The following is a 26746-nucleotide window of genomic DNA, read 5'->3' on the forward strand; positions in this document are numbered from 1 at the left end:
TTTTGCTATCCGTGAAGGTGGCCGTACTGTAGGTGCTGGTGTTGTAGCAACTATCGTAGCGTAATAATTAACTTTTAAGTTAATTGTTAGAAAAAGGTCACTCAGGTGGCCTTTTTTAATGCCTGAAGAAAAGTGTCATATGAAGGTGGCGCTCTTACCTTAGGCGTAGGTGCTTTGTAGCAACGGTCAAAGCGTAATAATTAGCTTTAAAGTTAATTGTTATAAAAAGGTCACTTAGGTGGCCTTTTTTAATGTCTGAAGAAAAGTGTTATATGAAGGTGGTGCTCTTACCTTAGGCGTAGGTGCTTTGTAGCAACGGTCAAAGCGTAATAATTAACTTTTAAGTTAATTGTTAGAAAAAGGTCACTCAGGTGGCCTTTTTTAATGCCTGAAGAAAAGTGTCATATGAAGGTGGCGCTCTTACCTTAGGCGTAGGTGCTTTGTAGCAACGTTCAAAGCGTAATAATTAACTTTTAAGTTAATTATTATAAAAAGGTCACTTAGGTGGCCTTTTTTAATGTCTGAAGAAAAGTGATTTTCTCCTAGGTATAGCATTATTGCCATAGCTTGGGTTGAGTTTTACGAAACCTGAGGGAAAATAATGCTGAAGATAACCATGCGGTTAAATATAAAAAAGCACGGCAGGGCCGCGCTTATGTATTGAGTTAGCTTTTGGTCTTTTAGCCAATTACTAATATATGATAAAAGCTTTAGTGCTTTTTCGCATACTCTTGCGCTTGTTTTAAAACTCTTAATAAATTACCACTTAAAATCTTTTTAATATCTTTGTCGCTGTAATCTCTGTCCATTAAACCTTGAACAAGATTAGGGTAGCTAGATACATCTTTTAAACCGATAGGTAATGAATCGCCAACTCCATCATAATCAGAGCCAATACCTACATAATCAATACCAATTAGCTCAACTACGTGATCAATATGGTCAAGCACTTGCTCAAGACTTGCAAATGGGTATGGGTTTTTAGCGCGGTACGCAGCATCAAAATCTTTACTTAACTTAGTGCCTTCTTTTTTAGCTGACTCTTTTGTGTTTTTTAATTGCTTGCCCCAACTACCTGCTTTAGCGGTAACAAAGCTTGAGCCAAAGTTGATTTGAATAACGCCGCCATTTTCTTTCAGCGCTAGTAACATATCGTCATTCATATTACGCTCAAAGCCTGGCGTGTATTTACGAAGTGATGAATGAGAGGCAATTACTGGCGTTTTAGAGAGCTCCATAACCTGATAAAACGCATCATCAGAAATATGCGATACGTCAATTAGCATGCCTATATTATTCATTTCAGTGACAAGCTTTTTACCAAATGGGCTTAAGCCTTTCCATTTACGGCGTATATCGTAAGACGAATCCGAAATATGGTTGCTTTGCGAGTGCGCTAGCGTGATGTAGCGAATACCACGGTCGTAAAAGTGCTGAAGGTTTTTCATATCCCCTTCAATAGGAGAGCCATTTTCCATACCCATGGCTATAGACAGCTTACCTTGTTTAAATTGCTCTTCAATATCAGTGCTTGAGCTCGCAATAGCAAACTTATCGGGTGCGCGCTGGGCTATCGCTTCCATACTATCAATCATTTGATTGGCTAGCTGGTAGCTTTTTCCTTTACCTTCAAATTCCAAATGCGCAGGAATATAAATTGACATAAACGGTGCGTTTAAACCGCCTTTTACAGCGCGAGGATAGTCAAAATCGCCATCACTAGTTGCTTTGGTTACATCAACCCAGCTTTTGTGAATTCGATAAGGTACGTCGATATGGGTATCAATTAAAATGGTATCTTTAGCGAGTTTAATTGCCTTGTCAGATGCTGTTATTGTTTGTTCTGCTTGGGCTTGGCTAGTTAAAGCTAGTGATATGGCTACCACTAGAGTGCTGAGTTTTATCATGTTTTGGCTCTTAGGGTAAAAAGCCATTGTGTACGTTCAATTCAAAAGTTACAAGTGCTAATCAAACGACTCTGCTTGATGCTCCTCACTTTGCAGCGCTTTAAATTCGCCTTTCGAAATAATGGTTACAGACTCATGAAGCTCTGAAAAAAACACCATGGCTTCGCCATTTTTAAGCTGAAGCTTAACCTGGTTTACTTTAGATTCAATACTAGCCTCTATTTCGCCATAGTCGGTGCCTTCGCGCAAAACATAGCTTTCTATTAAATTGTATAGCGTATCTTTATCGAGTTGCTCAAAAGGGATGATCATAGTTGCTCATTATTCACTTTATTTAAAACATATTGCCCAAAGTAATTGGGTACGGTTTTTTCTAACCAAAATATAGGCTTAAACGGATTTTTACCGGCAATAAAGCCAACATGCCCTCCTTTTTCAGAGATGCGCAGCGTAACATGCTCACTTACGTCTTGCCTACTCGGTACGGCTTTAATTGAGAGCATGGGGTCGTCTTTTGCATGAATAATTAATGTAGGCACAGCAATATGCTTTAAATATGGCATCGCACTGGCTTGACGATAGTAATCGTGAGCGTTTTCAAAGCCGTGCAAAGGAGCCGTTAGCTGGTTATCAAACTCTAATAGGTCGTCAATGTTCATTAATTGATCGGTAGTGATAGATATTTGCTGCTTAATTTGTGGCAACTTACGTTGCATCGACTTTTTCATGCGATCGAGCAAATACTTTTGATAAATTTTACCTAGGCTTTTACGAATTACATCGCTTGATGACGACAAATCATAAGGTGCAGAAACAACCGCAGCCGCGCTTAAAGGACATGCTAGTGCTTGTTCACCTAAGTATTTGGCAAGTACGTTACCGCCAAGAGAAAAGCCAACGGCAACCATAGGTCTATTTGGATATTGTTGCTTTAGATGATTAATAAAAAAAGCTAAGTCGGCGGTATCACCACTATGGTATGCGCGAGGCAAGCGATTTACTTCGGTTGAGCAATTTCTAAAGTGCATAAGCACAACTGCATAACCTTGCTTTTTTAATGCCTTCATCATGCCTTTAGCGTAAAAGCTATTTATATTACCTTCAAGGCCATGAAGGACTATAGCAAGAGGTGCAGTTTCGTTATGCGGAAGTGACCAAGCAAGTTCGATAAAATCGCCATCGGGTGTATCAAGTTGCTCAAGTTCGTAGCTAGTGTTATGAAATGGGCGGAAAAAACGCGGCATTATGGTTTGAACGTGACGGTTTGTCATCCACCATGCGGGTTTAAACTGTGGGATCATATTTGTACTACACACTTTGCAAAAAAGAATCGCTAGTGTATCAAAAAGAATAAAAAGCGCCTAATCAGTAACTGATAGGGCGCTTTGTGCGTCGTGCTTAATTTTGTTCGGGAATTTCTGCGTCATGTATTTTTTTCAAAAAGAAAAAAGCAAAAAAGATACACAAAGAAACAACGATGGTTAAAAACCCAAAAGACATAAATAAAACTGGATCTGTAAAAAAGTCTCTAAAGAATACGTTCATGAGTTGTTCCCCTCGTTGTTGATGGGTTAATCATAGGCGGTGTTTGCAGGTCGCAACGTGATCGAGATCAAGTTATTTTTCTAAGCAGGTGTAGGAATGAAGCTAAGTTGATTTAGATCATGTTTTAAGTAATGTTAGTGTATAAAACCGAGTAGATTCAGGATTAATGAATTAGTGGGAGCCATCATTGGGAACAAAGAGGCGCTGCACAGAATAAGAAGGTGATGTTTTTGATTGATTTTCAAATTGTCTATATTATCGATCTTATTTTAATTGAAAATAAATCACTAGATAGTAATGGTTTATAAAAATACACTGTATCACTTAAAGGGATTTAACTTGCTAATAGAAAACGAAGAATTTGAAACTATGATGGTTTCAATAAATCATAAGCTTTCACAGGATGGAGTGGATATTTCGTCACGACCAATGATAGCAGCAATTGATGCTATGACACTTTTGAAAGTCAGCGCTCCTTTGGCTGGCGTACCTTTAGAGAAAGTTAGTTTCCCAATAACAACAATGAATCTCTCGAGTCATATTAATCTTTGGTATAAAAATTTATACTCTGATAAATTAAAAATCGATTTTACTCAGGCTAAATTCCCATTTCTTATTCATGGTGATGTATTTGAAGTGAAAGTTCCATTCATTATTGGGAAAGCACTAATTGTTTCTACCAAAAAAAATATGGGTAGTCGCCAGGTTCTAAATGTTGTAGATATGATTCATGAGCTAGCTGATTCTTTGAGGCTAACCCTAACAATATCGGATGAAAATGAACTTCAAGCACTATTCATTACTTGCCTGAAAGCATCACAGCTTATGAAAGCAATTCATAAAAATGACTTTATAAATTCAGCATTAAAGGATTCATTTGTGAGTTGCGAAAATTTACTGATAAGACCTAAGAGCCCGGATTTATCAGCTTGGCATTCAGTTCAATTTGTAGAGAAGGTGCTTAAATTTTTTATAACTAGTAAAACGGATAAAGTGAAAAAAACTCATAAATTAACTGGGAATTGCTCTCCTCAATAACACCAAGTGTGCGTTACGAACCCGGAAAGATCGATATTAAAAAAGCTGTGGATATCAATATTGAGTCTTGGAGAGTTGCGTTTAATATAATGCATCAAGTTTAAACTTAATAAATAGTAAGCGAATCCAATTTTTGGGCTCTACTTTTTCATCACTGATGCTGCGAACTACTTTTCTATTAATAGGGCACTAGAGTATGGTTATAGATGTAAATCTATTTTGGGAAGTTATAGAGCGAGATCATTTCTAGAGTTTAGTAACTAGAAATTTTCACATATAGCTCAATGTTGTTTGGCTCTGAAAGTTTGACTAATTCAAGCTCATTTACTGCTTCAATCAACATATGTTGCTGTTGTTTTTCAAGCTTTAGCTCGGCGCTTAGCAATTCTGCGCGTATTGTAGCGTAATCACTTATCGTATTCTGATTAGTTTTTAAATAGCTGCGTGCGGCGCGCAGGGGTTGTAATACGTGAGTATCAAACTCACTCACTACTTGCGTTAACTCATTTAGCTGTTGGGTATTAATACTTAAATTTAATGAATCTAAATAAAGCAGTAATAAGCATAAATTGACGTTTTTTCCTTGCTGGTTTTGTAGTGCCAGCAAGGTTGTTTGTTGCTCAGGCTTTGCGTACAAGGTGCACGCAAACTGCCAAAAATGGTCGCTATTGAGCAAGTTCATCGGCGAATACCTGTTCTTTTTCTTCCATATCTTCAAGTGCCATAAGTAACTCTTCTTCAACGTCGTTAAGTTTAGGTGTAAGCGTTGCTTGCTTAGCTAATAACTCTTTAAGCTTGGCTTTGTTATCGTCGTTGTAGAGTTCGTTATCGCCGAGTGCTTCTTCAACTTCAGCTAGTTCTGCGGTGAATTTATCGAGTTGCTTTTCAAGCTTTTCAATTTGCTTTTTAAGTGGCTGAGTGGCCTTTCTAAACTCAGCCTCTAAGCGCTTTTGTTCCTTACGATTAACACCTGGGTTTGCTTTAGGCTCGTCGCTTTGCTGCGCTTTAACCGCTTCTTTATTGGCATTGAGTAACCATTGGTAATACGCATCTAAGTCGTAACCAAACTGGGTTACTTTGCCATCATCGACTAGGTAAAACTCATCGGCGGTATTTTTAAGCATATGGCGGTCGTGCGATACGGTAACCATGGCGCCTTCAAAGCCTTGCAGTGCCATAACAAGTGCATGGCGCATTTCTAAATCAAGGTGGTTTGTAGGCTCATCGAGTAGTAATAAGTTTGGCTTTTGGTATACCAACATGGCAAGTACTAAACGTGCTTTTTCGCCGCCCGAAAATGGGGCTACGGGCTCAAGGGCTTTATCGCCAATAAAGGCAAAACCACCTAAAAAGTCACGTAGTGATTGCTCAGTGGCTTTTGGGTCGAGGCGTTGTAAGTGCATTATTGCACTGGCTTTTAAATCAAGAGATTCAAGCTGATGCTGCGCAAAGTAACCAATATTTAACCCGTGATGCTGAATAACTTCGCCAGCTTGCGGCTCTAAATCACCAGAAAGCAGTTTAATTAATGTTGATTTACCTGCGCCATTTCGGCCAAGTAAAGCAATTCGGCTGCCTGGTACAAGGTTTAGCTCTATATTATTTAAAATAGTGACGTCACCATAACCCGCTTTGGCTTTATCTATTGTCATTAGTGGGTTTGGTAATGCTTTTGGCTCTGCAAACTCAAAGTTAAATGGCGAGTCGGCATGTGCCGGCGCTAGTTTTTCCATGCGTTCAAGTGCTTTCACACGGCTTTGTGCTTGTTTAGCTTTACTGGCTTTTGCTTTAAAGCGCGTTATAAACTGCTCAAGGTGCGCAATTTGATCTTGTTGCTTATCAAACATTGCTTGTTGTTGTAGTAAACGCTCTGCTTTTTGGCGTTCAAACTGCGAGTAGTTACCTTTGTAAACGTTGATAAGTTGCTTATCTACGTGCCAAATTTGATCAACCACCGCATCTAAAAACTCACGGTCATGCGATATAAGTACAAGGGTGCCGGTGTAAGCGCGTAAAAAGCGTTCAAGCCAATAAACGGCATCTAAATCAAGGTGGTTTGTTGGCTCATCGAGTAATAGTAAATCGGCGTCGCGTATTAATGCTTGGGCAAGGTTTAAACGCATACGCCAACCACCCGAAAACGAGCTTACAGGGTTTTCTATTAGGTTATTAGCAAAGCCTAAGCCGTGTAATAGCTCACCTGCGGTTGATTCAATGCTATAGCCTTTAATGTTTTCAAGCTGAATATGTACTTTGGCTTGTGTATCGCCATCGTTGTTTTGCTCGGCCTCACGCAGTGCTATACGCATTGCATAGTATTCTGGATGGCCTTGGAGTACATAATCAATTGCGCTTATTTCAAGGGCTGGAGTTTCTTGCTTTACTGAGGCAATAGACCAATCTTTTGGAATATTGCAATTACCGGCATCTAGTTGCAGTTCTGATTTTAGTAAACCAAATAACGTTGATTTTCCACAGCCATTAGCGCCAACAAGGCCTACTTTGTGTTCTGGAAATAACGTAGCTGATGCGTTTTTTAATAAGGCTTTACCGCCACGAAGTAGTTCTATTTCTGAGATTTGGATCATGAATGCGTTACTTTGCTGTGCCCTTGTTAAGTTGGCGCTATCATAACATAGAACTTAATGCGCTTATCAAGCGTATCAACAAGTGAAGTTATACGATAAAATAGCGGCAGTTCAAACCACAGGAAAAATGTTGTGAGACAAAAGAAGCGATTTATTGCTGGTGCATCGTGCCCTGACTGCAAAGCCATGGATACTATGATGCTATACAGAGAACATGATGTTGAAAAAGTAGAGTGTGTTGAGTGTGGTCATAAAATGGCGCAACCCGATAACGCTGTTCAGGCGTCTACTCGCCAATTTGAACAAGTAATTGGTGTGTTTAAACCGGGCGACTAACCCGGTTTTTTATTGCCTAATTTTTACCGGCTTTAGTAATGCGGTGGAGGCGGCTCAGGTGCTTCTGACATCATAGACGATGATGACTGCGACTCTTTAATTTTTTCTGCTAGCAGCTCGGTTTGGCGTTTCATTTTTGCTAACAGCTGTTGGTGCACTTTTATTTCATCATTTAAGACTTCAATCGTTTCGTCTTGAAAAGCCACTTTGGCTTCAAGTTCCATTAAGCGATGTTCAATTGTGTTCATTATTCTCTCGTATAATAAATCGCTCTGCGATCCCGCTGGAGCTTTCGGTTAACAACGACTTACCGTTATCTGTAAATGTCACATCTAGCACCACCGCCGATTTAGGCTTACTGCCTTCGCGCGGGGCAACCTGCCAAGTTTGAATTTTTTCACCGCTTGGTATTTGCCACAAATCTACGCGCTTATTTGGCGAGCCGGTTGCAAGCAAAGTGCCTTGTTCGTTAAAACGCACAGCAGTAAAAGTTTTCTGACGCGCAATATACTTCAGTTTACTCACAAGATCACCTGTAGTCAGCTTCCATACATTTGCTTGTGCCATACTATCGGCCGTAAACGCATAGCGACCTTGTGGATCGAGCGTTACGTGGGTAACACGCGTTGGGTGATTAAAACGATGAATTACTTGCCCTGTACGTGTATCCCAAAAGTAAGCAACATAATCGTTAGAGCCACTTAAAGCAAAGCGTCCGTTGGGCGATAAATCAACGGTGTTAACTTTATCTTGATGACCTAAAAATTCGATACGTCTGCCGGTTTCAAGGTTTATGAATACAACTACGCCGTCGCTACGGCCGTATAAAACACTACGGCCTTGATTGCTAATGGCAATATCGCGAATACTGGCTTTTTGTATTTTGTAATAACCTTTATTTTTGCCTGTGGTTATATCCCACACCGCAAACGTGGTTTTTTCGGCGGTAACGGCCACGCTGTTATCAAAAGCAATGGCTACTGCATACACTAGGCTATCTTGTGATTGTTGCTGAAACCACTGGTATTTTAGCACTTGCTGTTGATTATCCCACAGGGCGACCCCATGGTTAATGGAGGAGATCAAGCTGTATTTACCATCGTTCGATAGCGTTGATGAAAATGCACCTTGCGCAGCATGTTCGTAGCTTGCTACAGCCTGTTGTTTTTTATCGGTACAGGCGATGGCTAAAAAACAGCTAAATACGATTAAAAAAGTACGAAATATCGACATGTTACAGGTATTTCCTCTTAACTCTTAGTGACTGAGAGGTTAGACTAGGACGCGTTGAATGCCTAGTTTGTTTGTCTAATCACTGGATATGTTTTTAGTTTAGCTAACAATGTGAAATTTAGTCATTAAACAAGCAGCCTATCATGTAGGCCGTTAATCTTTAACTAGTAATAATACAATAAATGACAACTGCAAAGTGTGTCGGAGATTTAAAATGAAAAAGACGATTAAATTGTCATTGATTGCAGCGTCAGTTTTAGCGCTTACAGCTTGTAATCAAGAAGCAAAAAAAGAGCAAGCAGAAGTTAAGCTAGACACTGTTGAACAGCAACAAGCATACGGTATTGGTGCATCTGTAGGTAACTTTTTAAATAAAGATCTAGCAGACAAAACTGAAATTGGTATTGAACTAGACCAAGCACTTTTAATTCGTGGTTTTGAAGATGCACTTGCTGGTAATGCAAAAATTGACGAAGAAAAAATTCGTGAAGTGTTAACTGCATTAGATACATCAGTACGTACTAAGCAAGAAGAAACAGCAAAAGTTGAGTCTGAAAAAAGCAAAGAAGCGGGTGTTAAATACTTAGCTGATAACGCTAAAAAAGAAGGCGTTACAGTAACGGAGTCTGGCCTGCAGTACGAAGTGCTTAGTGAAGGTGATGGCGAAAAGCCAGTAGCAACTGATGTAGTTAAAGTACACTACAAAGGGACTTTATTAGACGGTACTGAGTTTGATAGCTCATATGCACGCAACGAACCTACAACTTTCCCTCTTAACCGCGTAATTGCGGGTTGGACTGAAGGTTTACAGCTTATGTCAGTGGGTTCTAAGTACAAGTTTACTATTCCTTCAGAACTTGCTTACGGCGACCGCGATTTAGGTAAAATTCCTGCTAACTCAACACTTGTTTTTGATGTTGAATTACTTGAAATTCAAAACGATGAAGACGCAGCTCCTGCAAAATAATCACCATATAAACTAAAAGTTATTTAGCTTATGAATGCAAAAAGGGACCTTAGGTCCCTTTTTTAATACGTGTAAGTAACGTATTAATTTGTGTGATTAGAAAACAAGTTATCAATAAGCTCATCCTCTAACGCAAATCGTGCTTCTAGCGCTTCACCGATAACAGATAAATCGTTATCAAAATCTTTTAATAAGTCTTCTTTATCTACTTCTGCGTATTTATCGTTAAAATCCAGTGCAATATCAGTTGTACTAGAAATGCGCGGGTAAATTGCATTGGCAAGTTCTTGGCTTTTTGGGCCTTTATTTTCACAAGCTTTAGCAATGTCATCATAAATTTCAAAATGACCAGCAGACAAGTAATCCATCAGAATTTGGCAAAAAGATTCAATTTGAGCAGGCTCTGGTAAAGCATGATCTTTTTTATCATATGGAGAAAAACCAGCCATTTTACAAAAGAGCACAATAAGCTCTTGGCGTTCATTTAACCATTTATCGATTACTGTGTGGCTACCACCCCATTTCTGTTGAGCTTTTTCTACACGCGTCAGCATAACTGTTCTCCTAGCTGGGTTGGTCTTTAAATTAAGTATAATAAGTTTATATACATCAAGATATATTTAATTTGCGTGTATATCAACAAGTAAAACAGATGTTCTAAAAGCGATGTAATTTATTGAATGGTAAATGGTGAGATTTATTGCAGGCAAGAAAAAACCACCGGTTAAGGTGGTCTAATTTCTTTCATTGGCTTGTTATAACAAGCTTTCTTATTTTTATGAGATAATTTTTATTGTTGTTATTTTAAAACTTTTATTTTTATTATTTTAAGATTTTTATTATTGTTTTTGTTAACGCGGGACAAACAATAACAAGCTTTTTTCGATGTTGCAAACATATTAATAAAAAGTTTTAAATGTTATGGTTTGTTTGCTTGTTTTATAGTCAAAATAGGTTGAAACCGTAGATTATATTGATCTGCCTCTAGGTAAGGCTGTTTTCGTCCCTAAGCAATAGAGGGTCGGAGAATATGGTGGTACAATCTTGCACAATTTATACAAGTCTTAGGATCATTTACGCCATGAGCGAATTAAAAAACGACCGTTATTTACGTGCACTTGCAAAACAACCTGTTGATGTAACTCCGGTATGGATGATGCGCCAAGCAGGACGCTATTTACCAGAGTATCGCGCTACACGTGCACAAGCGGGCGATTTTATGAGCCTGTGCCGTAATGCTGAGCTTGCATGTGAAGTTACACTGCAGCCACTACGTCGCTACCCGTTAGATGCCGCTATATTATTTAGTGATATTTTAACGATTCCAGATGCGATGGGTTTAGGTCTTTACTTTGAAACTGGCGAAGGCCCTAAGTTTGAACGTCCTATTTCATCACTTGCTGATGTTAAAAAAATTCCAAAACTTGATCCAACTGACGAGCTTGGCTACGTAATGAACGCGGTAAGCACTATTCGTCGTGAACTTAAAGGTGAAGTACCGCTTATCGGTTTTTCTGGTTCACCTTGGACGCTAGCAACTTATATGGTTGAAGGCGGTAGCAGCAAAGTATTTGGTAAAATTAAAAAAATGGCGTTTGCAGAACCGCAAACACTTCATTTATTACTCGATAAGTTAGCTGATTCAGTTATTGATTACTTAAATGCTCAAATTAAAGCTGGCGCGCAATCGCTAATGGTATTTGACTCATGGGGCGGTGTATTAAGCCCGCGCGATTACAACGAATTTTCACTACAATACATGCATAAAATTGTAGATGGCTTAATTCGTGAGTACGACGGTCGTAAAGTACCGGTTACTTTGTTCACTAAAAATGGTGGTCAATGGATTGAAGCTATTGCAGCAACAGGCTGTGATGCAATCGGTCTTGATTGGACTATTAATATCAGCGACGCTAAGCGCCGCGTGGGTGATAAAGTAGCTCTACAAGGTAATATGGACCCATCTATGTTACACGGTACACCAGAGCGTATTCGCCAAGAAGTAGGCACTATTTTAGAAGACTTTGGTACAGGCAATGGCCACGTGTTTAACTTAGGCCACGGTATTACACCAGATGTAGACCCTGAAAATGCTGGCGTATTCATTAATGCAGTACATGAGCTAAGTGCTAAGTACCATAAGTAATAGTCACTTAAACAAGCTTTAAAACTGTTTAAAAGTAAAAACCCGCTAAGTTGCGGGTTTTTTGTTACCTATTTATAAAGGCTTTTAAAACTACTTATTTAAATAAGCGATTTAAACCATTTAATGCCGCAACACGGTAGGCTTCAGCCATGGTTGGGTAGTTAAATGTGGTATTTACAAAGTAGTCGATATTATTGCCACCATTTTTTTGTTCCATAATGGCTTGGCCAATGTGAACAATTTCAGAAGCACGTTCGCCAAAACAATGTACGCCAAGTACTTCTTTGGTTTCGGTGTGGAATAATATTTTTAAACTACCTACTTCAGTACCAGCAATTTGCGCGCGAGCCAAATGCTTAAACTGAGCACGGCCAACTTCATATGGTACTTTAGCGGCTGTAAGCTCTTGCTCGGTTTTACCTACTGAGCTCATTTCTGGAATGGTATAAATACCAGCCGGAATATCAACAATCAGTCTGTCATCGCAGTTACCACATGCAATTGCATCAGCAGCTATACGACCTTGGTCAAACGCAGCACTTGCAAGGCTAGGATAGCCAATTACATCACCTACAGCGTAAACGTTATCAATTTCTGTTTGGTATGTTTCGTTAACTTTTAATTGGCCACGGCTATCGGCTTTTAAGCCAATGGCTTCAAGATTTAGTGTATCAGTGTTACCAGTACGACCATTAGCAAATAAAATACAGTCAGCTTTTACGCGTTTACCTGATTTTAAATGCATTATAACGCAGTCGTCACGGGTCTCTATCCGGTCAAACTCTTCGTTATGACGAATAACAATACCGCTGTTCCAAAAGTGATAGCTAAGCGCGTCAGATATTTCAGCATCCATAAAAGCAAGCAAGCGGTCACGTGTATTAACTAAATCAACTTTAGCGCCTAAACCTTTAAATATAGAAGCGTACTCACAACCAATTACACCAGCGCCGTATATAAGTACGCGATGAGGGTCGTGTTTAAGACCTAAAATAGTGTCGCTCTCATAAATACGAGAATGCGTAAAATCGACTTCAGGTGGGCGATAAGGGCGTGAACCGGTTGCTATAACAATTGTTTTAGCAGTCAGTCGCTCAGTTGAACCATCATTTCTTTTTACTTCAATTGTGTGCTTATCTACAAAGCTCGCATCACCTTGAAACATATGAATGCGGTTACGATCGTAAAAGCTACTACGTAAATTAGATTGCTTAGAAATAACAGAACTTGCGTGACGTAAAATATCAGGAAATGTTAAGCGGCTAGGGCGCTCACCAACATTGAATAACGGATTTGCTTTGTATTCAATATAGCGGCTAACAGAGTGGCGAAGCGCTTTTGAAGGAATTGTTCCCCAATGTACACAACCGCCACCAACTGATTCTTGGCGTTCAATAACCGCTACTTTTTTATCGTTTTTTGAAAGGTTCATGGCGGTACCTTCACCGCCAGGACCCGTGCCAATAATTATTGCATCATATTGGTATGTCACGGGTACTTTTTTTTGTTCTGGTTGTTTGGCCACAGCCACTCCTAAATTAATTAAAAGAGGCTTTTAATAACCTCGCATTAAGTGCTAGCCAAGCCTGTTTTTGATTTTCCCAGGCGGCTTCCAACTCATGGTATTGTGCCATTAATGCTGAGCGTTCACACTGCTTTGCCATGTTATTTTTTTTAACTTCTAACACTTGTTTTTGTAGTGAACAATAATTTTGCAGTTTTTTCAGCAGTAAATCGTACTCTTGTTGTAATAATGTAATCTTATCTTGTGCTAAAGGCAATTTTGCAAGACGCGTTTGCGTTTTGCTCATGAGCGTTTCGGCCTTCGCTTTTTCTATACGTTCAACAGGAGTACGCTTTAACTTATTGGCTAAACCAACAGCTGCTAAAGAGCGAATCATCCATTTTGTTGGATCGTAATGAAACCATTTAATACCGTTACGGTAGTCGCTTGCAAAAATATGGTGGAAGTTATGGTACCCCTCACCGTATGTAAATAACGCTAAAAAGCCGTTATCACGTGCCGTATTTTTTTCGGTGTATGGGCGAGAGCCCCAAATATGTGCAACTGAGTTTATAAAAAAGGTAAAGTGTTGACTCAGTACTAAGCGTAGTAAACCTGCAAGAATTAACATCCCCCACACATCACCAACCAATAAACCAAGTATAACAGGCAAGCCTACGTTCATAGCAATCACAAGCTTTAAGTAATGTTTGTGTTGCCACATAACTATTTTATTGCGCTGTAAATCACGACAATTACTATAATCACCGTAGCTATCGCCTTGGTAGTCACGTAACATCCATCCGATATGGCTATACCAAAAACCATTGGTAGCCGCGTAAGGGTCTTTTATTGGGTCGTCAACTTGACCGTGATGTATACGGTGATCGCTACTCCAATGCAAAGCACTGTTTTGTAGTGCAAAAGCACCGCCAAGCGCAAAAATAAATTCAACTGTAGGGTGTGCGTTATAGGTTTTATGTGCCCATAATCGATGGTAGCCGGCAGTAATTGATAAGCCCGCATAAAACATGCAGCCTACAAAAGCAATCCAATGCGCGCTGGTAAATCCGTAGCTAATGGCGTACCAAGGTACAAGTGTGGCAGCCGCCAAAAAGGTTAGGCTAAAAAATAGGACGTTTGTCCAAATAATCGGTGGTTTATTCATAATTCTCAATCTCAGCGTACAACTGTAAGCTAAAATAGTATTTCAAACTCTTGTCGTCAAGTATTAGACTGTACAATTGAGCTAATATCACTAAATATTCATATAAAATAATTCAGGGAGCTGTTGATGTCGGGTGTTAGAGCGCAACAGAAACAAAAAACACGACAGGCGTTAATTCAAGCGGCATTTAATCAGCTGAGTGCTGATCATAGTTTTTCGAATTTAAGTTTACGCGAAGTAGCACGAGAAGCCGGTATTGCCCCAACGTCTTTTTATCGTCATTTTAAAGACATGGATGAGCTAGGTTTAACCATGGTAGACGAAGCCGGCTTAACTCTTCGCCAACTAATGCGTCAAGCTCGCAGACGAATAGCAAACGATGGCGGCAGTGTTATAAATACCTCAGTGGTTACTTTTATGGAGTTTATTGATAACTCAAGTAACCAATTTAGGTTGTTGCTGCGAGAACGCTCTGGGACTTCTAAAGCATTTAGAGCCGCAGTAGCGCGCGAGGTAAAACATTTTATTTTAGAGCTGGCTCATTATTTAGAAAGTGAAACTAAGTGCAACGCTATGCATGCCTATATTCAGGCTGAATCTATGGTAACGCTCGTATTTAATGCGGGGGCAGAGGCGCTCGATATAGAAGGATTGCAACGCGACGAATTGATTGAGCGCGTTATTTGGCAGCTGCGTTACATTACTCGTGGAGCCGGGCATTACGTAAGAGAAACGAGTAAAGAAGCATAGCTTAAAAAAATTGTAAAAAGTTAATATAAGCACTGTATATTGCAGTGCTTATTAATTTAAGCGTCACTAGTCATGTATTTGTTATTTTAATTCTTAATGGGTACCTTGGTTGAATTAAAAAACCCAATTGAATCGTTTTTAAATCTGTTTTGTGGAATTTTTATGCTTGCTTCCGTCGCTTTGTAATGTTAAAAATAGGCTTCACTGAACACACACACAAGAAAACAAGATGCATATTATTCGTTTAATTACACTAAAACTTAACCTCTTACTGCTATGGTCAGTGAGCGGGGATTAGTGTGTTTGCATCGAGTTGAACACTAAAAACCCCGCAATTGCGGGGTTTTTTTTATCTCGCGGCTGGGATTAATTGAAATTTGGGTAACATAGGAATGAGGGGCAGTTATGCAAGAGCAAGATAAAGTATGGATTTTTGATACCACCTTACGTGATGGCGAACAGGCACTTAAAGCAAGCCTTACTGAAGATGATAAAATTCAATTAGCGCATACAATTAGCCGCTTGAATGTGGATGTGATGGAAGTGGGTTTTCCGGTTTCGAGCCCTGCTGATTTTCGCTCGGTGCAACGTATTGCAACCGAGGTAAAAGGTCCGATTATTTGTGGTTTAGCACGCTCTGTTGCCAAAGACATTGAAGCCTGTGGCGAAGCACTTCGCACAGCTCAGCAAAGCCGTATTCATACTTTTATTGCTACAAGCCCTTTGCACCTTGAACATAAATTACGTATGAGCCTAGACGATGCAACGGCAATGGCTGTTAAATCAATTAAATTAGCACGTAACTACACAGACGATGTTGAATTTTCGTGTGAAGATGCCGGTCGTACGCCGCATTGGGATTTATGTAAAATTGTTGAGCAGGCAATTAACGCCGGCGCTTCAACTATTAACTTGCCAGACACCGTTGGTTTTGTAACACCAGACGAATACGCCGCGATGATCCGCCATTTAATGAATAACGTGCCAAATATTGATAAAGCGCGTTTAAGTGTGCATTGCCACAACGATTTAGGTTTAGCCGTAGCAAACTCGGTGGCAGCAGTGCAAGCCGGCGCACGCCAAATTGAGTGTACTATTAATGGCATTGGTGAGCGTGCTGGTAACTGCTCACTTGAAGAAGTGGCGATGATCATGAAAATGCGCCACGACCACTTAAAAGTATACACCGACATAAAAAGTGAAGAAATTTACCGCGCTTCTCGTCAAGTGGCTAAAATTTGTAATATGCCAGTACAACCAAATAAAGCGATTGTTGGCGAAAACGCTTTTGCACATAGTTCTGGCATTCACCAAGATGGTGTATTAAAAGCGCAAAATACTTATGAGATTATGTCGCCAGAAAGCGTGGGTGTGCCAAGCAACCAATTAAATATGACTTCGCGTTCGGGCCGTCATGTTATTGAGCATCGCTTAGAAGAGTTAGGCTATCAAAAATCTGATTACGATATGGATGGCTTATACAAAAGCTTTATCGAATTAGCTGACCAAAAAGGCACCGTATACGATTACGACCTTGAGGCAATGATTTATTTTAATCAAATTAACGACAAAGACGAAAAATACCAATTAGAATTTGTTAACTCAGCCTCTAACTCACAATCGGTAGCAAGCTCTACCATTGGCATGCGCATTGATGGCGAAGCTAAACAAGAAGCCGCGACGGGCAATGGCCCAGTAGAAGCGTCGTTTGCAGCTATTGAGCGCTTAACCGGTATGAGCGTTGAAATGATTGAATATAACTTAGAAGCGACAGGTCAAGGTGCAAGCTCATTAGGGCAAGTAAATATAATAGCTAAATATAATGGCCGACCTTATCACGGTGCGGGCATTGCAGCGGATGTGGTTGAAGCGTCGGTGCGCGCCATGATCCGTGTTTATAACTTAATTTATCGTGCACAGAAAGTGTCTGATTTAAAACAACAAAGGAAAGCAGGATGAGTAAAACAAACTACAGCGTTGCCGTATTAGCTGGCGACGGTATTGGTCCAGAAGTAATGGCAGCAGCAGAGCAAGTACTTGATGCTGTGAGCGATAAGTTTGGTTTTACCCTAAACCGTCAGCATCATGCAATTGGCGGTGCAGCCATTGATGAATTTGGTGAAGCATTACCACCAAAAACACTAAGTGCTTGTGAAAACGCCGATGCTATTTTATTTGGTTCGGTAGGCGGTCCTAAATGGGAAAACTTACCACCAAATGAGCAGCCTGAGCGCGCATCGTTATTGCCGCTTCGTAAGCACTTTGGTTTGTTTTGTAACCTGCGCCCTGCACAGTTATTACCTGCATTAAGTGCAGCGTCACCACTTCGCGCTGATATTAGCGAAAAAGGGTTTGATATTTTATGTGTGCGCGAGCTAACCGGCGGCATTTATTTTGGCGAAAAAGGCCGTAGCGGCGAAGGCGAAGAAGAGTTTGCATTTGATACGCAAACATACTCACGAAAAGAAATCGAACGTATTGCACGCTTTGCTTTTGAAGCTGCAAAACTACGTAGTAACCATGTTACCTCTGTTGATAAAGCCAATGTATTAGCATCAAGCGTATTATGGCGCGAAGTAGTCACCGAAGTAAGCAAAGACTACCCAGAAGTAAGCCTAGATTACATTTACGTAGATAACGCCGCTATGCAGTTAGTTAAGCAGCCTAGCCAATTTGATGTATTACTTTGCGATAACTTATTTGGCGATATTTTGTCAGATGAGTGCGCCATGATCACAGGCTCAATGGGCTTATTACCATCGGCAAGCTTGAATCAATCGGGTTTTGGATTGTACGAGCCAGCAGGCGGTTCAGCACCAGATATTGCAGGTAAAGGCGTTGCAAACCCAATAGCACAAATTTTAAGTGCCGCATTAATGCTACGTTACTCGCTAGGGCAAGACGAAGCTGCACGCACCATTGAAAAAGCAGTAGCAGAAGCCGTAGAAGCAGGCGTTGGCACACCAGATATATATCCAAATGAAGGTTACAGCACAAGCGATGTGGCAGCAGCCATCGTTTCACGCATTTAATAACATAGTAAAGTTGCAGCACCGTTATGCTGCAACTCAAACAGATTAGGGAATTAGCAAGTGGCCCAAACGTTATACGAAAAAATTTGGCAAGCACATACCGTTGCCAGCATAAATGAGCAAACCGACTTACTTTATATTGACCGCCATTTAGTGCATGAAGTTACTTCTCCGCAGGCTTTTGCAGGTCTACGTGAAAAAAACCGTACTGTACGTTGCCCAGAAAAAACTTTTGCAACGATGGATCACAACGTATCGACTAAGAGCCGATCACTTGATGCCGCAAGCGAAGTATCTAAAAACCAATTAATGGCGCTTGATAAAAACTGTAAAGAGTTTGGTATTGTACTTTACGATTTAAACTCGATTAACCAAGGCATTGTGCACGTAATGGGCCCAGAGCAAGGTATTACCTTGCCAGGCACAACCATTGTATGTGGCGATAGCCATACCTCTACACATGGTGCGTTTGGTGCATTAGCGCATGGTATTGGTACGTCTGAGGTTGAGCACGTATTAGCAACGCAAACGCTACAGCAAAAAAAGGCGAAATCGTTAAAAATTCAAATTAACGGTGTATTGCGTCCAACGGTTACGGCTAAAGATTTAATTATGGCGGTTATTGGCAAGTTAGGTACCGCTGGTGGCACAGGTTATGTAGCTGAATTTTGTGGTGCAGGCATTGAAGCGCTTTCAATGGAAGCCCGTATGACGCTATGTAATATGAGCATAGAAATGGGTGCAAAAGCGGGTTTAATTGCATCTGACCAAATTACTTATGATTACTTAAAAGGTCGTCCATTTGCACCTAAAGGCACAGATTTTGATGCAGCCGTTGAATATTGGGAAACCTTAAAAACAGACGAAGGCGCACACTTTGATTTAGTTGTTGAGCTAAATGCTGACGACATTCAGCCACAAATTACGTGGGGCACAAGCCCAGAGCAAGTAATTGGTGTTGATGAGTGCATACCCGATCCAGATAAAGAACCAGATTTAATTAAAGCCGATGCTATTCGCAGCGCGCTTAAATACATGGATTTAAAAGCGGGCGATAAATTATCAAGCGCAAAAGTAGACACGGTATTTATTGGCTCATGTACTAATAGCCGCATTGAAGACTTGCGCGCTGCTGCAAAAATTGTTGAAGGCAAACATGTTGTTGCCGGCATAGAGGCGTTAATTGTACCGGGCTCTGGCTTAGTTAAAAAACAAGCTGAAGACGAAGGCTTAGCCGATATTTTTAAAGCTGCAGGCTTTGAATGGCGCGAACCAGGTTGTTCTATGTGTTTAGCGATGAACGATGACCGCCTAGAAGCAGGCAAGCGTTGTGCATCTACTTCTAATCGTAACTTTGAAGGTCGCCAAGGTCGTGGCGGGCGTACCCATTTAGTTAGTCCTGCAATGGCGGCAGCCGCTGCAATACATGGTCACTTTGTTGATATTAGAGGAGAAGCCTAATGAGCGTGTTTTTTAGTGGCTTAATGGCCCCACTTGATAAAAACAATGTTGATACTGACCAAATTATTCCTAAGCAGTTTTTAACATCAACTAGCCGTGAAGGCTTTGATGCGGCATTGTTTTATGATTGGCGTTACCTAGATAACGGTGAGCCAAACCCTGACTTTATTTTAAATCGCCCATGCTACCAAGGCGCGCAAATATTATTAACGCGCGACAACTTTGGTTGTGGCTCATCTCGCGAGCACGCGCCATGGGCACTTAAGCAATATGGCTTTGAAGTTATTTTAGCTGAAAGCTTTGCAGATATTTTCTTTAATAACTGTGGTAACAACCAAATGTTAGCCATTGCATTACCTGCCGATACGCTTGAGCAATTGTTTGTACTTAGCGAGCAGCACGACGATATAAACATTGAAATCGACCTTGAAAATCAAACACTAACAAGCAGTAAGTTTGCGCCAATTAGTTTTGATATTCGTAAAGACGTAAAAGAGCGCCTATTAAGTGGCTTAGATTTTATTGGTGTAACCGAAACGCTCAACCCACAAATAGATGCGTTTGAAAAACAGCTAGCAGCTGAGCGCCCTTGGCAGTAATTGTTTAATCTGTATATAGTAAAATCACGTATTGAAAAGCACGGTAATTACCGTGCTTTTTTGTGGGTAAATATTAGATGTGGTAGCTAAGGCTTAATGCCTAAAGTCAGCCATTAACGCAGGTATACCGGGTAACATGCCTACAATTGCCATTACAGTGGTAAGTAACACAAACATAATAAGTGGAATCACCCAGCGGCTCATTTTAGTTAGCTCAGCGTTGCGCTCTTTACAGCCAATCAGCCCTAAGTTATCAAGTAACATAGTAAGTGACCAACCAAAAGCAGGATTAACCAAGGTCGAAGCAAACACCACAATAGCGGCTGATTGCGTTGTTTTGCCTTCGCGCGTCATTTCCATGCCAGCTTCAAGTAGCGGAATAAACACTCCTACAATAAGCGCAACACAAAGCACAGGTTGCCAAATGGCTAAATCCATAGGGTAACCCCATAAACCAGCAATAATACAAAATAATGCAGTTAAAATAGCGCCAGCCGGAATAGGGCGTTTAGCAATAGCAGCAGGTACAATGTAGGTTCCCCACGATGAGGTAAAGTTAGCACCACCGGCAAGTGAGCCAAATGTTTGTCTAACCGATGCGCTCAGCATGGTGTCGTCGATATTCATTTGTACTTTTTCAGTACGTTGCGGATAGCTTATTTTTTGAAATACTTGATGACCTAAAAAATCTGGTGACCACATAGCAACGGCGAGCACTGCAAATGGGAGTACAACCACAAAGCTTTCAAGTGTTGGCAGGCCAAGCATCCAGCCCGTGTTTTCACCCCACCAATAAGCTGGGTTCATATTTGGTAAACCCGGTGCAGTATGAAACTCAAACGGTGCGCCTAAAGCAAAGGCAACCACACCACCAATAAGGCAGCTTAACGGCACGGCTAACCAACGCTTTTTAAAGTGCTCTAATAGCGCATACAATAAAATGGTGGCTAAAATAACAATAAACGCAATATGCGCCATATCAATGGCCTCAGCCCAGGCAAACAGCTTTTTAACCTGCGAAATAGTACCAATAAAGCCTAAATAAATGAGTAGCCCGCCACATACACCTTTACTGGTTAGGCGTGCGAGCATACTTCCTCCTTTGGTTATGGCCAAAATAAAACCAAAGGCACCAATGAGTAAGCCAAACGCCATAGGGTGGCCGCCAGCTGCAACTACAATAGGAATTAACGGTATAAGAGGGCCATGAGTACCAGCCAAGTTAGCTGTTGGTAAAATAAAGCCTGAGAATAAGATGATAAAAATAGAAACAATGAGTAATTCGTAGCGCACGTTTTCTAAAACAAAGGCATCGCTTAAACCAAGAGGTGCTGCAAATGTTGCCGCAATAGCCCCCACCATAACGACTTTACCAATAGTGCCCGCCATTGCTGGAATGGTGTCTTCAAATTCAAATCGGTAATCTCTAAACGGTAAATTAGGACGCCAGCGTTTAGGCTGCATAATCTGTAATTCATGTTCGAGATACTCGTCGCGAGTATTAAACTCTGAACTCGGTTTGTGAAGCTGCTCGTAGCTTTGAGCATTCTTGTGCGTGTTTGATGGTGCATCACCGGGTGGTGTAGTTTGCATGCGTTCTCCTGCAACATTGTTGCTTAATCAAATAAATACGGCTTTTGTTAAAGCAAATGAATATTGAACATGCAGGGTAGATCAGCTTTTGGGCTGCTATGTATAGGCAAAAGGTCGTGCATGGTTGTTTTTAATACAGTTAATCTGACAATCAGCTTTACGTTAAAAATTATAAAACTACACAAAATGATTTAAAGTTATTACAAATCAATGTCTTGGTTTTTATTTCAAGGAGTTTTATCACTGTTTATAGCGGGAAATAGTGTTAATGGCAGGTTGTTATCCTTTAGTCTTAGTGGTTGTAAAAGCCGCTTTGTTTGAAAAGCTTATTGATAGCAGCCGTTAATTTCGTTTTATTTGTGGAGAAATAATACTTCTGTTACTTTCGGATTGTTAATAAAAACAATAAAGAATAGAGATGCAACTAAACTCCCCTAAATCAATTGGTATTTATGCTGCGTTATCGCCTATTTATGGGGAATAACCACACTACATAGGCTCTGCCTTGCCTAAAAACCAAACACTAACAAGCGATAAGTCTGGCCAATTAGTGTTGGTATTCGTAAAGACGTAAAAGAGCGTTTATTAAGTTGCTTAGATTTTATTGGTGTCACCGAAACGCGGTTAAGGCCGCGTTTCATTACGCTAGTATGATGGAAAACAAACTATTTGTCTTACATCACCGTTACCGCTATTGGTAACAACAACTTTGCATTGGTATCGCTTACTTCTGGCATATCGTTCGATTGCAGCTTCAATTTCTCTGACTCTTTCCCAGCGATCCATTTCAGAAACTTTACTAATTTCAAAACCAAATTGACTGCCTCCTAGAGACATTGCGGATACGTCGTTCATGGTGTCACATGATGATTGAGTTATTAGACATAGACCAACGGGCTTTCTGTCGCTACCGACAGTGATCACTTGAAATTGACTTGATTCACTTGTTTGATTCTGTGTGGCAGCATCAAAAACAGCATTAACACTTCTAGTGCCTAAATTATTTGCAATACTTTCCAAAAGGGTATTGGCCAAGTCTCGCTTGCTTTTTATTGTTCTACGTTCTACAACAGGCTCATTACGTGAAAGTAATTTGCTATTTTCTGTATTAGCATTTTCTTCAAATGAGTAGTTTTCGTGACAATCAAAACATGGCCTAAGCTCAAAGTATTCGTAATTTTCCTGATTCATAGTTGAAAATACAAAATCGTAAAAAGCGTTATAAGGGTTAGTATTTTCAGGAACAGTGAAAGTATATTGCATAATCCCTGAGGCATCCCTTTTTGCAATTGCTTTAATTTCATCGCCATTAGCTGAGTTGAAATAAAATACCCTCGCATCATTCGCCATTAGCTTATGAGGGAGTAGTGCCAACATGATAACTATAGTAAAAAAAAATTTAATCATTGTTTTTATCCATTAAATTAATAGTGATATCCTTTTTGCTCGAATTTTAATCATAAGATTTTTCCCCCCATGTGTCAATTTTGGGTGCAATCGCTTTAGCACTATTGAGAGGTGTTTTGACACGACTATAGCTATTTGTTAAATCATAAGTTCAGGTTTAACTCGTATGAAGGCATTCAACGTTAGCTGTGTTATACACCTTTAATCTATTAAATTTCCTTTATCAATGAGAAACCGTTAATCTACTTCATTAAATATTTTTTGGAACTTGCTATGAAATTATTAACGGCAGCAACTCTAATACTTGCCACATCAACAGCCTTTGCACGCCCTGCACCTTTGGTGTCTATTCCTAATCAGGATGCCTTTTTTAATAGTATTGCCGCGCATTGTGGTAAAGCGTTTGAGGGTAAAGTAAGTGTAGATAATGCAAAAGGGCCAAGTTCATTTGAGAATAAAAAACTGGTTATGCATGTTCGTAAATGTACCGACACTGAGCTACAAGTACCGTTTCACGTGGGTGATGATGCATCACGTACATGGATCATAACAAAAACGGGAAGTGGCTTGAGTTTAAAGCACGATCATCGTCATAAAGATGGCAGCGACGACGCATCAACTATGTATGGTGGCCATACGCTTGATGCAGGGTTTGCACAAATGCAGTCGTTTCCAGCAGACCAGTACTCTAAAGAGTTATTTGTAAAACAAGGCATTGCACAGTCTGTAGGTAATACATGGCAAATGTATATTTACCCGGAAGTATTTACTTATCGATTAATTCGCCAAGGACGTGAGTTTAAGGTGGATTTTGATTTAACTCAGCCGATTAATCCACCATCAGCACCTTGGGGTTATAAAGACTAAGGTTACTTGCCCTTGCTTGTATCTTCTTTAGTTTCGCATTGTAGTAAAACACTTAAATCTGGTTGATAGGCGCGTGGCTTAGTTGGAAAACGTTCATATTCTTGCACGCCTTCAAGCACTTTCAACATAAAGGTGTTGCCACGACATAAGCGCTCAGCATGGCGTAATAAAAATACGCTTTGGTTGGAAAAGTGTTTGTAATCGTCAGACTTAATTTTTATTTTATAATTGTCTTCGCCAATTTTTGTTTGGTAGTAATGCACTTTGTTGTCAAAGTCGTAGAGTTTTTCTGTTTCGGCTTTTTCAGCAAAGGCTGTATTTGCGCTCGAAAGGGCGACCAGTATCGCGCCTATAGTGAAGCGTGGAGAGTTTAATCCTTTCATAAAAATGTATCCTTTAATTTGCGAACTTTATACCCATTAATATGAGTTATAAGGCCGATTAATTTTCGTTTAGTCTAACACCCAAAAGGGAAAGTGTGATGTTCAAACAGATAAAACAACTTTTTGCTGTATTCGATGACCAGCAGCCAAGTATGCAAAAGCACGATTTAAAAACAGCCGTTGCTGCATTGTTAATTGAAGTTATGCGCGCTGATGCCAAGCTTGAACATGATGAACAACAAACCCTGACTGTAACCTTAAAAAAGTACTTTAATTTAACAGATATCGAAGTTGATGAGCTCACTACTAATGCGGCGAGTAGTTTGGATGGTGCGATAGATTACTTTCAGTTTTCAAAACAGATTAATGAGCATTGCAGCGCGGTACAGCGAATAGAAATAATAGAACTATTATGGCGCTTAGCGTATGCCGATGGGGAAATAGATCCCCAAGAAGACTACGTAATACGTAAAGTCGCAGGGCTTTTATATGTAACGCATACCGATTTTATCGCCGCAAAAATAGCGGCGACAAAGTAAGTAAGCGGGCGTGCAAGTTATTTTAACTTACTTGCAACGCTTACTAATTGATGAGCAAGGGCTGATACTTTTTCAGCCGTTACAGGTTCATTTATTTGCCCATTTTCATCAAATAAAGTGTGTACAGCGGGTACAGCAAGCTGATCGGCAAGCACTAATGAACCAATGCCGCTTAATATATCACGCACATGATTTAAACCTCGTAATCCACCAAGCCCACCTGGCGATGCTGCAAACAAAGCGACCACTTTATTACGAAAAGCAGGAACAGCACCTTGTTCTGTGCGCGATGCCCAATCAATGGCGTTTTTTAGTGCTGCGGTAATAGAGCCGTTGTACTCTGGGCTTGCTAGTAAAATACCGTCGGCTGTACGTAGCTTGTCTTTTAAAAGCTGTGCATCGCTTGGTGTGCCTTGCGCTTCTATATCTTCGTTAAATAGTGGTATGTTTAATTCGTTTAGTTTTATTACTTCTACTTCAGCACCTGTTTGTAGAGCAAAACGTGCTGCTTCATTAATAATTTTTTGATTAAAGCTTTCTTGGCGAAGGCTTCCTGCTAGAGCGATAATTTTTGGTGCTGACATGGTAGTGGCCTTTTAATGTTTTAAGTTTCATGGCTAATGTAGCAAAATTTTGCTTGTAGAAAACCCCAATAAACGCAACACTTATGTGCGTATATGCACATAAGTAAAAGGTAGGCAGCATGGCGATAAAGTTTGAAGATTGGCAAGACGTTAAAGTTGCTTTTGAAGTAGCACGTTTAGGCACGTTAACAGCGGCAGCAGAAGAGCTTAATGTACACCACAGCACAGTGCTTAGACGAATTAATAATCTTGAAAAAAACTTGAATACACGGCTTTTTCATCGCCATGCGCGTGGCTACAAGGTAACTGAAATTGGCACTAAGTTATTCGCAACGGCGCAAACTATTCATAGTTCGTTAGAGCAGTTACATAACGATATAGCAGCAGCCGATAGTACCCTTAGAGGGAGTTTATTGCTAACGACGGTAAGTGGTTTTATGGATATACTTGGGGATGTGTGTGAGCAATTTCAGGCGTTACACCCGCAGGTGCAGTTAGAAGTTATTTTAGAACAAAAAAGATTAAGACTCGATCACGGACAAGCACATATTGCAGTGCGTGCAGGCCCAAGGCCTGATGAAGGCGATTATATTGCTCAACATTTGGCCCAGCTTTCATCGGGCTTATACGCTAATAAACGTTATATTAATAAATACGGCATGCCTAAATTATTAAGTGATTTACAACAGCATAATTTTGTATCGGGTGTGGCAGGTTTTAATGCCCGCGTGCCTTATTTTGCGTGGGCTGATGAACATATTCCCGCATCGCAAATAAAGCTGCGAGTATCTGAAACCGCAGAAGCGACTCGTGCAATAATTAAAGGGCTAGGTATTGGCGGATTGCAGCATGACGTAGCGGCGCAATATCCTGATTTAGTGCCTATATTACACAGTGAGTTAAGCTGGCCTACCGATGTATGGTTAGTCACGCATCACTTAGTGCATCGCACTGCTAAAGTACAAGCTTTTGCAGGGTTGCTAAAAACACATTTTAGTAAGTTAGCTGCTAATCAATAGTTTTATACCAACCTGCATAAATCTTTGATCAATTTAACGAATTAAATTTCACTATAACGTCGTTAAAAATTTTTTATTTA

At 40.2% G+C, this 26746-nt stretch carries 26 protein-coding genes; 12 read left to right on the top strand and 14 right to left on the bottom strand.

The window, feature by feature from the left end:
* Positions 1-710: 710 nt before the first annotated feature.
* From DO88_RS03680 to DO88_RS03670, 3 genes are read right to left on the bottom strand one after another with little or no spacing between them, the layout of a single operon-like run.
* A complete protein-coding gene (locus DO88_RS03680; RefSeq protein ID WP_033040566.1) occupies positions 711-1907 on the bottom strand; it encodes a dipeptidase in 1197 nt (398 codons plus the stop codon).
* A 57-nt stretch (positions 1908-1964) separates the two neighbouring features.
* The gene (locus DO88_RS03675) at positions 1965-2219 is read right to left on the bottom strand and encodes a YheU family protein (RefSeq protein ID WP_008138653.1); all 255 of its coding nucleotides are present in this window, start codon (positions 2217-2219) and stop codon (positions 1965-1967) included.
* Positions 2216-3208 (bottom strand): hydrolase, encoded by a 993-nt coding sequence (locus tag DO88_RS03670; RefSeq protein ID WP_008138654.1) that lies wholly within the window; start codon positions 3206-3208, stop codon positions 2216-2218. The genes DO88_RS03675 and DO88_RS03670 overlap by 4 nt, the downstream gene beginning before the upstream one ends.
* Positions 3209-3791: 583 nt before the next feature.
* Here DO88_RS03670 and DO88_RS03665 point away from each other — a divergent pair.
* Positions 3792-4490, top strand: coding sequence for a hypothetical protein (locus DO88_RS03665; protein WP_033040536.1), 699 nt, complete (start codon positions 3792-3794; stop codon positions 4488-4490).
* A 253-nt stretch (positions 4491-4743) separates the two neighbouring features.
* Here the strand turns inward: DO88_RS03665 and DO88_RS03660 are convergent, their stop codons facing one another.
* Positions 4744-5172: a TIGR02444 family protein gene (locus DO88_RS03660; RefSeq protein ID WP_033040539.1), complete on the bottom strand. Its 429-nt coding sequence runs from the start codon at positions 5170-5172 to the stop codon at positions 4744-4746.
* A complete protein-coding gene (locus tag DO88_RS03655; protein ID WP_033040541.1) occupies positions 5156-7078 on the bottom strand; it encodes an ATP-binding cassette domain-containing protein in 1923 nt (640 codons plus the stop codon). Before DO88_RS03655 ends, DO88_RS03660 begins: the two co-directional genes overlap by 17 nt.
* Before the next feature lie 132 nt (positions 7079-7210).
* Here DO88_RS03655 and DO88_RS03650 point away from each other — a divergent pair, with 132 nt between their 5' ends.
* The gene (locus DO88_RS03650) at positions 7211-7414 is read left to right on the top strand and encodes a YheV family putative zinc ribbon protein (protein WP_007378899.1); all 204 of its coding nucleotides are present in this window, start codon (positions 7211-7213) and stop codon (positions 7412-7414) included.
* Between the two features lie 32 nt (positions 7415-7446).
* Here the strand turns inward: DO88_RS03650 and DO88_RS03645 are convergent, their stop codons facing one another.
* Positions 7447-7662 (bottom strand): SlyX family protein, encoded by a 216-nt coding sequence (locus tag DO88_RS03645; protein WP_007378900.1) that lies wholly within the window; start codon positions 7660-7662, stop codon positions 7447-7449.
* Positions 7649-8647: a WD40 repeat domain-containing protein gene (locus tag DO88_RS03640; protein ID WP_033040542.1), complete on the bottom strand. Its 999-nt coding sequence runs from the start codon at positions 8645-8647 to the stop codon at positions 7649-7651. Before DO88_RS03640 ends, DO88_RS03645 begins: the two co-directional genes overlap by 14 nt.
* 214 nt (positions 8648-8861) lie before the next feature.
* On the opposite strand from DO88_RS03640, the gene fkpA reads away from it, so the two are divergent.
* Positions 8862-9614: an FKBP-type peptidyl-prolyl cis-trans isomerase gene (gene fkpA, locus DO88_RS03635; RefSeq protein ID WP_033040545.1), complete on the top strand. Its 753-nt coding sequence runs from the start codon at positions 8862-8864 to the stop codon at positions 9612-9614.
* Positions 9615-9697: 83 nt separating this feature from the next.
* Here the strand turns inward: fkpA and DO88_RS03630 are convergent, their stop codons facing one another.
* Positions 9698-10168 carry an Rsd/AlgQ family anti-sigma factor gene (locus DO88_RS03630; RefSeq protein ID WP_008138658.1) on the bottom strand — a complete coding sequence of 157 codons (471 nt, stop codon included), beginning with the start codon at positions 10166-10168 and terminating at the stop codon, positions 9698-9700.
* Positions 10169-10695: 527 nt separating this feature from the next.
* Between DO88_RS03630 and hemE the strand changes: the two genes are divergently transcribed.
* Positions 10696-11760: a uroporphyrinogen decarboxylase gene (hemE, locus tag DO88_RS03625; RefSeq protein WP_002961084.1), complete on the top strand. Its 1065-nt coding sequence runs from the start codon at positions 10696-10698 to the stop codon at positions 11758-11760.
* A gap of 94 nt (positions 11761-11854) precedes the next feature.
* Here the strand turns inward: hemE and sthA are convergent, their stop codons facing one another.
* Both sthA and DO88_RS03615 read right to left on the bottom strand, forming a co-directional pair.
* Entirely contained in the window at positions 11855-13285 is a 1431-nt protein-coding gene (gene sthA / locus DO88_RS03620; RefSeq protein WP_033040546.1) for a Si-specific NAD(P)(+) transhydrogenase, read from the bottom strand.
* Between the two features lie 13 nt (positions 13286-13298).
* The gene (locus DO88_RS03615) at positions 13299-14432 is read right to left on the bottom strand and encodes an acyl-CoA desaturase (protein ID WP_033040548.1); all 1134 of its coding nucleotides are present in this window, start codon (positions 14430-14432) and stop codon (positions 13299-13301) included.
* A gap of 126 nt (positions 14433-14558) precedes the next feature.
* Here DO88_RS03615 and fabR point away from each other — a divergent pair, with 126 nt between their 5' ends.
* The 5 genes from fabR to leuD all read left to right on the top strand — a co-directional run bounded on the left by fabR (position 14559) and on the right by leuD (position 20274).
* The gene (fabR, locus tag DO88_RS03610; protein ID WP_002961087.1) at positions 14559-15182 is read left to right on the top strand and encodes an HTH-type transcriptional repressor FabR; all 624 of its coding nucleotides are present in this window, start codon (positions 14559-14561) and stop codon (positions 15180-15182) included.
* Between the two features lie 405 nt (positions 15183-15587).
* On the top strand, positions 15588-17141 hold the full coding sequence (gene leuA / locus DO88_RS03605; RefSeq protein ID WP_033040549.1) for a 2-isopropylmalate synthase: 1554 nt from the start codon (positions 15588-15590) through the stop codon (positions 17139-17141).
* The gene (gene leuB / locus DO88_RS03600; protein WP_033040552.1) at positions 17138-18214 is read left to right on the top strand and encodes a 3-isopropylmalate dehydrogenase; all 1077 of its coding nucleotides are present in this window, start codon (positions 17138-17140) and stop codon (positions 18212-18214) included. Before leuA ends, leuB begins: the two co-directional genes overlap by 4 nt.
* 60 nt (positions 18215-18274) lie before the next feature.
* The gene (gene leuC, locus DO88_RS03595; protein ID WP_033040553.1) at positions 18275-19675 is read left to right on the top strand and encodes a 3-isopropylmalate dehydratase large subunit; all 1401 of its coding nucleotides are present in this window, start codon (positions 18275-18277) and stop codon (positions 19673-19675) included.
* On the top strand, positions 19675-20274 hold the full coding sequence (leuD, locus tag DO88_RS03590) for a 3-isopropylmalate dehydratase small subunit (protein WP_002961095.1): 600 nt from the start codon (positions 19675-19677) through the stop codon (positions 20272-20274). Before leuC ends, leuD begins: the two co-directional genes overlap by 1 nt.
* 93 nt (positions 20275-20367) lie before the next feature.
* On the opposite strand, the gene DO88_RS03585 is transcribed toward leuD, so the two are convergent.
* Positions 20368-21867, bottom strand: coding sequence for a DUF3360 family protein (locus tag DO88_RS03585; protein ID WP_033040556.1), 1500 nt, complete (start codon positions 21865-21867; stop codon positions 20368-20370).
* A gap of 645 nt (positions 21868-22512) precedes the next feature.
* Positions 22513-23274: a hypothetical protein gene (locus tag DO88_RS03580; RefSeq protein WP_033040559.1), complete on the bottom strand. Its 762-nt coding sequence runs from the start codon at positions 23272-23274 to the stop codon at positions 22513-22515.
* 273 nt (positions 23275-23547) lie between these two features.
* Here DO88_RS03580 and DO88_RS03575 point away from each other — a divergent pair, with 273 nt between their 5' ends.
* A complete protein-coding gene (locus tag DO88_RS03575; protein ID WP_033040560.1) occupies positions 23548-24141 on the top strand; it encodes a hypothetical protein in 594 nt (197 codons plus the stop codon).
* Between the two features lie 2 nt (positions 24142-24143).
* Here DO88_RS03575 and DO88_RS03570 read toward each other — a convergent pair whose 3' ends face one another.
* A complete protein-coding gene (locus DO88_RS03570; protein ID WP_008138679.1) occupies positions 24144-24524 on the bottom strand; it encodes a hypothetical protein in 381 nt (126 codons plus the stop codon).
* Between the two features lie 98 nt (positions 24525-24622).
* Here DO88_RS03570 and DO88_RS03565 point away from each other — a divergent pair, with 98 nt between their 5' ends.
* On the top strand, positions 24623-25063 hold the full coding sequence (locus tag DO88_RS03565; RefSeq protein WP_033040561.1) for a tellurite resistance TerB family protein: 441 nt from the start codon (positions 24623-24625) through the stop codon (positions 25061-25063).
* Between the two features lie 17 nt (positions 25064-25080).
* Here DO88_RS03565 and DO88_RS03560 read toward each other — a convergent pair whose 3' ends face one another.
* On the bottom strand, positions 25081-25647 hold the full coding sequence (locus tag DO88_RS03560) for an NADPH-dependent FMN reductase (RefSeq protein ID WP_033040563.1): 567 nt from the start codon (positions 25645-25647) through the stop codon (positions 25081-25083).
* A gap of 119 nt (positions 25648-25766) precedes the next feature.
* On the opposite strand from DO88_RS03560, the gene DO88_RS03555 reads away from it, so the two are divergent.
* Positions 25767-26666 (top strand): LysR family transcriptional regulator, encoded by a 900-nt coding sequence (locus DO88_RS03555; RefSeq protein WP_033040565.1) that lies wholly within the window; start codon positions 25767-25769, stop codon positions 26664-26666.
* Positions 26667-26746 lie beyond the last annotated feature (80 nt).

Origin of the sequence: Pseudoalteromonas sp. S3431, assembly GCF_000690035.1 — a bacterium.
In the GTDB taxonomy this organism is placed as follows: domain Bacteria; phylum Pseudomonadota; class Gammaproteobacteria; order Enterobacterales; family Alteromonadaceae; genus Pseudoalteromonas; species Pseudoalteromonas fuliginea.

Excerpts from the sequence above, each read along its gene's own strand:
- DO88_RS03680 (WP_033040566.1), bottom strand. The coding sequence starts at position 1,907 with ATGATAAAACTCAGCACTCTAGTGGTAGCCATATCACTAGCTTTAACT.
- DO88_RS03675 (WP_008138653.1), bottom strand. The coding sequence starts at position 2,219 with ATGATCATCCCTTTTGAGCAACTCGATAAAGATACGCTATACAATTTA.
- DO88_RS03670 (WP_008138654.1), bottom strand. The coding sequence starts at position 3,208 with ATGATCCCACAGTTTAAACCCGCATGGTGGATGACAAACCGTCACGTT.
- DO88_RS03660 (WP_033040539.1), bottom strand. The coding sequence starts at position 5,172 with ATGAACTTGCTCAATAGCGACCATTTTTGGCAGTTTGCGTGCACCTTG.
- DO88_RS03655 (WP_033040541.1), bottom strand. The coding sequence starts at position 7,078 with ATGATCCAAATCTCAGAAATAGAACTACTTCGTGGCGGTAAAGCCTTA.
- DO88_RS03645 (WP_007378900.1), bottom strand. The coding sequence starts at position 7,662 with ATGAACACAATTGAACATCGCTTAATGGAACTTGAAGCCAAAGTGGCT.
- DO88_RS03640 (WP_033040542.1), bottom strand. The coding sequence starts at position 8,647 with ATGTCGATATTTCGTACTTTTTTAATCGTATTTAGCTGTTTTTTAGCC.
- fkpA (WP_033040545.1), top strand. The coding sequence starts at position 8,862 with ATGAAAAAGACGATTAAATTGTCATTGATTGCAGCGTCAGTTTTAGCG.
- DO88_RS03630 (WP_008138658.1), bottom strand. The coding sequence starts at position 10,168 with ATGCTGACGCGTGTAGAAAAAGCTCAACAGAAATGGGGTGGTAGCCAC.
- hemE (WP_002961084.1), top strand. The coding sequence starts at position 10,696 with ATGAGCGAATTAAAAAACGACCGTTATTTACGTGCACTTGCAAAACAA.
- DO88_RS03615 (WP_033040548.1), bottom strand. The coding sequence starts at position 14,432 with ATGAATAAACCACCGATTATTTGGACAAACGTCCTATTTTTTAGCCTA.
- fabR (WP_002961087.1), top strand. The coding sequence starts at position 14,559 with ATGTCGGGTGTTAGAGCGCAACAGAAACAAAAAACACGACAGGCGTTA.
- leuA (WP_033040549.1), top strand. The coding sequence starts at position 15,588 with ATGCAAGAGCAAGATAAAGTATGGATTTTTGATACCACCTTACGTGAT.
- leuB (WP_033040552.1), top strand. The coding sequence starts at position 17,138 with ATGAGTAAAACAAACTACAGCGTTGCCGTATTAGCTGGCGACGGTATT.
- leuD (WP_002961095.1), top strand. The coding sequence starts at position 19,675 with ATGAGCGTGTTTTTTAGTGGCTTAATGGCCCCACTTGATAAAAACAAT.
- DO88_RS03585 (WP_033040556.1), bottom strand. The coding sequence starts at position 21,867 with ATGCAAACTACACCACCCGGTGATGCACCATCAAACACGCACAAGAAT.
- DO88_RS03580 (WP_033040559.1), bottom strand. The coding sequence starts at position 23,274 with ATGATTAAATTTTTTTTTACTATAGTTATCATGTTGGCACTACTCCCT.
- DO88_RS03575 (WP_033040560.1), top strand. The coding sequence starts at position 23,548 with ATGAAATTATTAACGGCAGCAACTCTAATACTTGCCACATCAACAGCC.
- DO88_RS03570 (WP_008138679.1), bottom strand. The coding sequence starts at position 24,524 with ATGAAAGGATTAAACTCTCCACGCTTCACTATAGGCGCGATACTGGTC.
- DO88_RS03565 (WP_033040561.1), top strand. The coding sequence starts at position 24,623 with ATGTTCAAACAGATAAAACAACTTTTTGCTGTATTCGATGACCAGCAG.
- DO88_RS03560 (WP_033040563.1), bottom strand. The coding sequence starts at position 25,647 with ATGTCAGCACCAAAAATTATCGCTCTAGCAGGAAGCCTTCGCCAAGAA.
- DO88_RS03555 (WP_033040565.1), top strand. The coding sequence starts at position 25,767 with ATGGCGATAAAGTTTGAAGATTGGCAAGACGTTAAAGTTGCTTTTGAA.